The 1,337-nt window shown below is 34.6% G+C and carries 2 protein-coding genes; both read left to right on the top strand.

Annotated features, from left to right (window positions below; genetic code table 11):
- Positions 1–465: hypothetical protein (locus AC1DDX_RS22600; RefSeq protein WP_477622635.1), on the top strand; the 465-nt coding region annotated here is incomplete at its 5' end.
- 36 nt (positions 466–501) lie between these two features.
- A partial coding sequence (locus AC1DDX_RS22595; protein ID WP_477622634.1) for a glycosyltransferase occupies positions 502–1,337 on the top strand: 836 nt, incomplete at its 3' end.

The raw sequence follows: 1,337 nt of genomic DNA, 5'->3' as shown, positions 1-1,337 counted from the left end.
TGTGTGGCAGAAAACAAGCATATTATAGCACAGGAGCTGATTAATATGAGAAAAGACCTAAGGGTTATTTTGGTTAAAGGAGAGATTTTGCTCCATTACTGGAGAATAAATTTAAATGAAGAATGGAAACCAACTTCGACAAGTTATGGAAGTAAGGTAGATTTTGATTTCTTTCCGGAACAGTGGAGAGCACACATTATAGAAACCTTTAAATCATTGAAGATCACTACCGGTGCTTTTGATGTTACCTGGGAAAACGATGACCTGAGTACTAAGCCYATTTATCTTGAAGTTAGTCCATTTTATCAGCCGAATCCTAAAATGGAATTAAAGGAAAAAGCGTATGCCTTTTATAAGCAGCATTTCAGCTTATTTAATTCATGGGATGTTAAGTACGTAAATGTTGTTTTTGATATTAAGCATAAACAGGTAAAGGCATACCTGGAAGATTCCATAGCAAATTAAGTTCTCAATTAATTTTCCTCTCAAATAAAATAGTTTATGAAAGTGAATAAACGGGTGATCTTAATGACCCCATCTATGAGCAAGGGTGGAGCTGAAACGCAGCTATTGAAAATTGCATCATTTCTGCAATCAAAGCATCATAAAGTATTGATCATTTCTTTAAAACCCATTGATGAGTTTAATGGTGATATCAGAAAAGCCGGAGTAGATGCTTTGTTTTTAAGGAATTGGTCTAGCGCTCCGTTTTCGAACATACAGATACTTTATAAAACCATTAAAAAATTCAGACCTGATGTAGTTATTGCTTTTATGTTCATTGCAATCATATTTGCACGCTTATTAAAGATGAGACTTAAATTTAAGTTGATCTCTACCATTAGGATATCTGTGATCCCTAAAAAATGGTATATGCCTTTTAAACTTACGGACGGACTTGACGATGCAGTTGTTTACAATTCTGTTGCCTCTATGATAAATTTTGAAAAGCAGAAGTTAGTGAGCAAAAGAGGTATAGTGATTCATAATGGAATTACTATACCACAACATACCAAGATTGATGGCGAATTGGTTAATGGTAGTTTTAAGTGGGTATGCATTGGTCACTTTAGGTGGAACAAAGACTATTTAACACTCTTTAAAGCAATAGCACTTTTAAAACACAAAAATTTCACGGTAGATATTGTTGGAGATTTAAATGGAGAGTTGTGGCCTGAGAAAACAATTGAGGAGCTAAATATTCAAGACTATGTTAACATCATAGGTTTTAAGAAAGAAGCACATAGTTTTTTAGGCCAATCAGACGCTTTTGTGCTTTCCTCTTTTTCAGAAGGGATGCCAAATGCAATTCTGGAAGCTATGGCATATGCGAGACC

Source organism: Pedobacter sp. 10L46_2 (assembly GCF_056395165.1).
The sequence above is the reverse complement of the archived record's forward strand: the minus strand, read 5'-3'. Positions and strand labels throughout refer to the sequence as shown.